Raw genomic sequence first — 6663 nt, forward strand, 5'->3', positions numbered from 1 at the left:
TAAGATGGAACAAAGAAGAGAAAGAAAAGATGAACACATAGCAAATTATCTCAAAAGTGAGAGTTTTACCGAAAATTTATTAGATGACATCTACCTCGAACACAAGGCTTTGTCAGAAATAGCCATAGATGAAATTGATACATCTATAGAATTTTTAGGAAGAAAAATCACCATGCCTCTTATGGTAAATGCCATGACGGGAGGTGGAGAAGCGGGAGCTGATATTAACGAAGACCTTTCTTCCATATGCGAATCTACGGGGATTCCTATGGCGGTTGGAAGTGAGGCTATAGCTATAGATGATGAGGAAAGTAGGGAGTCTTTTACCCTCCTAAAGGATAAAAATCTAATAAAAATAGGTAATCTTGGTTCAGAAAAATCTCTTGATGACTTTATTTTTGCCAAAGACCTTGTAGGAGCTGATATGATGCAAGTTCACCTAAATATGGCTCAAGAACTTGTAATGCCAGAAGGCGATAGGGACTTTAGGGGTATAGGCAAAAATATAGAAAATCTCTCTAACAGACTCGGAATTCCGATTATTGTCAAGGAAACCGGGTCAGGAATTTCTAAAGAAGTTGCCAAAGACTTGATGGCAAAGGGAATAAAATATATTGATATTTCTGGTAAGGGTGGCACAAATTTCATAGAAATAGAAGATTTAAGAGATGTTGAAACTGATTTTTCCGAACTTTATGATTGGGGCATACCTACAGCCAAGGCGATAATTGACGTAAGAAGCCTATCAGATGAGGTATTTATCATCGCATCAGGTGGGATAAAGACAGCTATGGATATTGTAAAATCAATAGTTATAGGGGCAGATATGGCAGCTATGAGCGGAGAAGTTCTAAAATACCTTCTCCATGGAGGCTACGTTGCCTGTGAGGATTTCTTGAAAGAGTTAAATTACAAGATGAAAATTATCATGTGTCTTTTGGGAGTTAAAAATATAGAAGAATTAAAGAAAGTTGACTACAAGGTTGTAGGTAGACTCAGGGAACTTCTATCATAAATGCAAAATAAAAAGGGAACTAGCTTTGATATTGCTAGTATCCCTTATTTTTATCCTTGAAGACCTTCGGCCTGTCTTTGCATATTTTCTACAACTATATCGTGGATTTCTCCAAGACTTGCTGCATATTCAAGAACCTCCCATGGTTTGTTAGAATGGAAGTGAATTTTAATTAAATCTTCATCACCTACTGCAAGGAGGCTATCTCCTTCTAGGTTTTCTGTGATATAGTCGAATATTTCGTCCTCATCTAGGTTTTCGCCTGCTATTAGCATTTGGCAGTCGAACTTAAATTCTAATTTATCTGTCATATTGTCTCCTATCTATTAAGATTTCTCTTGAGTTCCTCTTCAAGGCTTTTGATTTCCGCCCTAGCGAGGTCTCTGTTCTTCTTACCTTCTATTTGAATATTTCTAACTTCTTCAATGGTAGAAATTAGAGCTTCGTTAGTGTGTTTTATTGTATCTAAGTCTATTATACCACGCTCGGTTGCCTTTGCAGTTTCGATAGTATTTTGTTTGAGGATATCAGCATTTTTCCTTAACAAATCGTTGGTAAGGTCGGTAACTCTTTGCTGGGTTTTGATAGCCTGTTGGGTGTGATTCATTCCTAGGGCAAGAACCATTTGATTCTTCCAAAGAGGGATTGTGTTTACAATTGTTGTTTGAATCTTCTCTGCCATTATAGAATTCGAAGATTGAACCATCCTTATTTGTGGAGCCATTTGGATAGAAACCATCCTTGTTAGGTCTAGGTCGTGAAGCTTTTTCTCAAAACGGTTAGCCTGACTCTTTAGGTCATTAACCTTTTGAGCATCAAGAGGAAGGTTAGAACTTCTAGCTTTATCCTCAAGAGCAGGAATTTCTTCATTATAAGTTGCCATAAGCTTTCTATTTCCCGCCTCTATATACATGGAAATTTCCTTGTAATAATCTTCGTTGAGTTCATACATCTGATCAAGCATGGAAATATCTTTCATCAGAGTTATTTGATGATTTTCTAAAGTTTTAGAAATATCTGATATATTCTTTTCTGCTGACTGGTATTTGGCCTTGAGAGCATCAAGTTTATTTACTTGTTTTTTGAAAAATCCCAAAGGACCTGAGCTTTCTTCTTGATCCATAGACTTGATATCCACAACTAATTGATCCAAGAGACCACCTATTTCACCAAGGTCCTTGTTTCTGACCGTATCCAAAGTTTTTTCAGAGAAGGTTGAAATCTTCTTCTGAGCTCCTGATCCGTATTGGAGAATTATATTTGTATCTTCTAGGTCGATTTTTTTGGAAAACTCATCAATCATTGTCTCTTCAGCTGGAGAGAAGGTTATTTTGTTTTCGATTAGCTCTAATTTTTTATCAATCTTTTCTAGTTCCTTATCTTCGTTGGCCCCGTCAAGGGTTAATTTAATATCGCTCATTTGCTACTCCAATCATCATCTGCGAGTCCCTCTTGTTTAAGCAAGAGATTAATTGTGTCAATTTCAGTCTTTATGTCCATAGCTCTATCATCTAAGAGATCTATTTTCATTTTGTCAAAGGCCTCTGCTATAGTTTTTATTGATCCTTCAATTTCTTCCATTGATTTTAAAATCCTTGGGTCTGTGCTATTTACAAGCTCAAAATCCTTGTAGGATTCAGAAAGCTTGAGACTTGTCGGTAGGTAGTAGGTTGAAAATTTACCAAGACCAGTCGCCTTATCGGGATATTTTTCAATTATCTTTAGAATATCCTTAGAATTTACAATCAACTTATCGAGATTTTGCTTGAAGCTAATATTTTCAATCTCATTTTTGCTTAAAATTATTTTATCCAAGCTTACCATCGATTCTTCTATAATTTCCCTAGTCCTTACTAGGTTCAAGTCCTCAGGTGATAGGCTTTCATCACCAGTATCGCTTGTTAGATTTTCCCTATAGGAAGGAAGCAGGTCAAGCTTTTCCTTATAGAGCTTAAAGGTTGGGATATCTAGGATAAAAATTTTGCCATCTTCAACAATCCTTGCTTGCTTGAAATAATTTTTCCTCATCATATAGAGCAGGTCGTTGGTGGTTTCTTTCTCACTTTGGGCAACTCCACTTGCTAGATCCCTAATTGAAATAACTGTATTATCCCCAAGTTCTCTTAGGTATCTAATGTAATTATTAGATAGCCTGCTTAGTCTATTTGAAAATTTCCAACAACCGACCGCAACAGCCGTACCTATAACTAGATTAAGAAAAGCTCCTAAAACCTCTCCATCTAAGAAAATTGGAAATGATGAGATTGCACTAAGACCTCCTACTATAGATACTATTCTTACAAGGATTCCCAGATCTTTTTGTGGAGGTTTTTGCTCACAAACCAAGGGATTTCTTGTGGCAGGGATTTTCTTCTTGCCTGAACTCGAAAAACCTCGTATAGCTCCATTTATTGAATTTTTGATTTTTTCTCCAATTTCGGCAAAAGGAATATCATCAAAAGAGAAATTCTCAATATCTTCTGCAAAATCGGAGAAAGATTTTTTATATTTTTTATTTGGCATAAGCATTCCTTTTGTTTTCTTAACTATATCATACTACAAATGAATATATTATTAAAGATACTTAAATATATTGTAAATTTAATTCAAGATATCAATCATTCAAGTCAATTATTCTATCGTAGAAGTCCTTGTTTTCGCAAATAGCTTCCCTGTTGCCGAAAACACAGATATTATCAACAGCCAAGGCCTTTTCAAAATATATAGACATATTTTTTATATCATCAAGGCTAGCCTCTTTGATTTCCTTGAGGATATCTTCTTCTTTCTTGGAATTTGCTTTTTTATAGTAAATAAAATCAGCATCGGCCCTTTGGGAAGGAGTCTTTGGTTTTAGGAAATTGCCCATAGTTGATATCTGTTGGTTTTCAAAATCTCTCGCATCCATAACTATATTTTTACAAATCTCAGGAATTTTATCGTAATTTTTAAGAGTTAGGTCTATGTTTGGATCCCTATAGGAGTAAGTTGCAAATAGGGCTGACCTATCAATAACCATTCCTGCACCATAAGCTCCACCCTTGGCTCTTATCAATTCATAAAGGTAGGGATTGGATAAAATTGAACTTGCAAGGGAGAGTTTGCCATTATAGGTAAGGCCTAGGTCCTTGAGATTAGCCGATTTTGATACGAAGTTAACCTTGGCGTCAGAAAGGATAGCCTCCTTGAGGGCTTGTGGCTTAAAGTCAATAGATTTTTTCTTTAAAGCTTTATTTAGGAAGTCAAAACTGCTATCAAGACCTTCTCTGAAAAGCTCGAAGTCTTTTCTTGAACAACTTATATTTATCTGCAAGTTTTCTGTGAAGATTTTTTTGTAAATTTCCTCAAGTTTGGCTGAGAAGTTCTCAAAATCATCGCTCGCCTCCTTGATAGCTTCTTTAATAAAGAGGTAGTAATCAATTCCTGTGAGCTTTTCCTTGATGTAAGAAAGCTTATCTATGTGAGAATTGTTCCTATTTATAGCAATTAGGTGACCAGAATCATACATGTTAGATTCAAAGACTGATTTTCTTATCCTCAAAAGCTCTATGAGTCTTTTTTTGTTGGAAAAAAGTGAGTTGGTCAAAAAGTCCTTGATAAGAGTTAGGGATTTTTCAATATTTTCCTTGGTGGTTTTAAAGCTTACCTTGAGGTTGGTTTCGATGTTATCATCGTCTAACCTTATATTTGAGATGGTAAAGTTTAATCCAGTTAGGTATTGCCAGATAACATCATCGATTTCTGTGTAGGAAATGCTAGTAGTATCAATAGAGGCCATAAATTCATTGATAAGCTGAGCATACTGCATTTCGCTTAGGTCTAGGTGATTTATGTTAAAGTATAAATTGGCATAGATAAGACCACTTGTCTCTAGGTCATGGTAGATGTATTTATTAGCGAATATTTCTCTTGGTGTCCTTACAACTGTTGTTGGTACATCCCTAATATCAAGCCTTGGAATACTCGCCTTTTCTTCTGGAGTATTTTCTCTATTTTGGTAGATAGTGAATTTTTCTAGGTCTTTTTTAATTTCTGTTAGGCTTTTTTCATCCATATCTTTATTTATTTCATCAATCTTTACTTTAAAGGCTTGAGATTTTTTATAAGCGTAGTTTGTATCAGGTCTTGCCAAATGAATTAGGCGAGTTTTGTTATTTAAAAAATATTTCTTAACAAAGTTTTCGTAATATCCAGTTCCAATCAAAGCTTTTAGGTCATCGAGGATGTCTATAACCTTAAAGACTGCGAAAGGATCAGCATCAAAGCTCATCATAAGATAGTAAGATAGACCACGATTTACATCATTTAGATTTTCTCTTTGAGCAAAATCGAAGATAGAAAAGGCAGACTTTAGGCTTTCTTCAGAAATATTCCTACTAGCTTCAACTATCCCTCTCTCTATGATATCTACAAAGCTTTCTATATCCTTGCCGTCAGCCTTTTGGGCTTGGATAAGGACGGAGGATCTATTTCCATAACCATTTCTTGCGTAGAAATATTCAGGATTGAGTTTTTCAGATATTTCCTTGCGAATTTTGGAAGAATCCATATTGAAAATAGTATTAACCAAAATAGATAGGGTCAGATATTCTTTGGCATCTAGGGCGGAACTTGCTAGGAAAGTATAGGAAAGGTAGTCGGCATTTTCTTCTTCTTTACTTGCTGGGTATGTTCCTTCGATAATATCTGGATAATAATTTTCCTTAACTTCTATAGGAAAGGTCATATCCTTATAGGAATATTTGCTTAGGTATTGCTCATCTAAATGTTTCATCAAAGGTTCGATTTCCATATTTCCATAAAAATAAATATAAGAATTGGAAGGGTGATAGTGGGTTTTGTAGAAGTCTACAAACTCATCATAGGAAAGGTCTCCTATATAATCAGGATCGCCACCAGATTCATATTCATAGCAAGAGCCCTTGTACAAAAGTTCCTTGATATCGTTATAAATCAAGCTTTCAGGGTCGGATAGAGCCCCTTTCATTTCATTATAGACAACACCTGATATCCCTGTTATCTTTCCATCTTCCATTTCATAATGCCAGCCTTCTTGGTCGAGAATTTCTTTTTTCTCAACAACCAAGGGATTAAAGACAGCGTCTAAATAAACATCCACAAGGTTAGAAAAGTCTTTGGCATTTTCGCTAGAAACTGGATAAACAGTCTTGTCGGGATAGGTCATGGCATTTAGGAAAGTCTGTAGACTAGAAGAAGCCATATCCATAAAAGGATCCTTGGTTCTATATTTTTTTGAACCATTTAGGACAGAATGTTCCATAATGTGAGCCTTGCCCTTTGAATCTGTTGGTGGAGTTTTAAATCCGATACTGAAAGTTTTATTTTCATCATCTGCTTTAACATAGATGATTTTTGCATGAGTTTTGTCGTGGTCGTAGAGAAAAACTTCGAGACCGAGTTTATTAAAGGTTTCTTTATTTTTTAGTGTGTAAGTCATATATCCTCCGTATTTTTATCATTATACTACTTATAAGCTTCTTTATAGAGGAAAGAAAACGTCAAATAGCAAAATAAAAAAGTCTATTTAAATCTTGATTTTCAAGGATTTTCCAGGGAAAGGTGAAAACATTTTCTAAATAGTGGATAATTTTTGAATTTTGCTATATAATTATAGTATAAATATTTAA

Annotated in this window: 5 protein-coding genes; 1 reads left to right on the forward strand and 4 read right to left on the reverse strand. The window is 35.1% G+C overall.

Annotated features, from left to right (window positions below; translation table 11 throughout):
• Window positions 1–4 precede the first annotated feature (4 nt).
• Window positions 5–1015, forward strand: coding sequence for a type 2 isopentenyl-diphosphate Delta-isomerase (gene fni, locus Q0W95_RS03390; RefSeq protein ID WP_297790003.1), 1011 nt, complete (start codon window positions 5–7; stop codon window positions 1013–1015).
• A gap of 50 nt (window positions 1016–1065) precedes the next feature.
• On the opposite strand, the gene Q0W95_RS03395 is transcribed toward fni, so the two are convergent.
• From Q0W95_RS03395 to Q0W95_RS03410, 4 genes are all read right to left on the reverse strand, one after another.
• Window positions 1066–1326 carry a kinase to dihydroxyacetone kinase gene (locus Q0W95_RS03395; protein ID WP_297790005.1) on the reverse strand — a complete coding sequence of 87 codons (261 nt, stop codon included), beginning with the start codon at window positions 1324–1326 and terminating at the stop codon, window positions 1066–1068.
• A gap of 8 nt (window positions 1327–1334) precedes the next feature.
• The gene (locus tag Q0W95_RS03400; RefSeq protein ID WP_297790007.1) at window positions 1335–2435 is read right to left on the reverse strand and encodes a toxic anion resistance protein; all 1101 of its coding nucleotides are present in this window, start codon (window positions 2433–2435) and stop codon (window positions 1335–1337) included.
• Window positions 2432–3538 carry a 5-bromo-4-chloroindolyl phosphate hydrolysis family protein gene (locus Q0W95_RS03405; protein ID WP_297790009.1) on the reverse strand — a complete coding sequence of 369 codons (1107 nt, stop codon included), beginning with the start codon at window positions 3536–3538 and terminating at the stop codon, window positions 2432–2434. The genes Q0W95_RS03400 and Q0W95_RS03405 overlap by 4 nt, the downstream gene beginning before the upstream one ends.
• A 91-nt stretch (window positions 3539–3629) precedes the next feature.
• Entirely contained in the window at window positions 3630–6473 is a 2844-nt protein-coding gene (locus Q0W95_RS03410) for an insulinase family protein (protein WP_297790010.1), read from the reverse strand.
• Window positions 6474–6663 lie beyond the last annotated feature (190 nt).

This window comes from uncultured Anaerococcus sp. (assembly GCF_947253225.1).
Lineage (GTDB): Bacteria > Bacillota > Clostridia > Tissierellales > Peptoniphilaceae > Anaerococcus.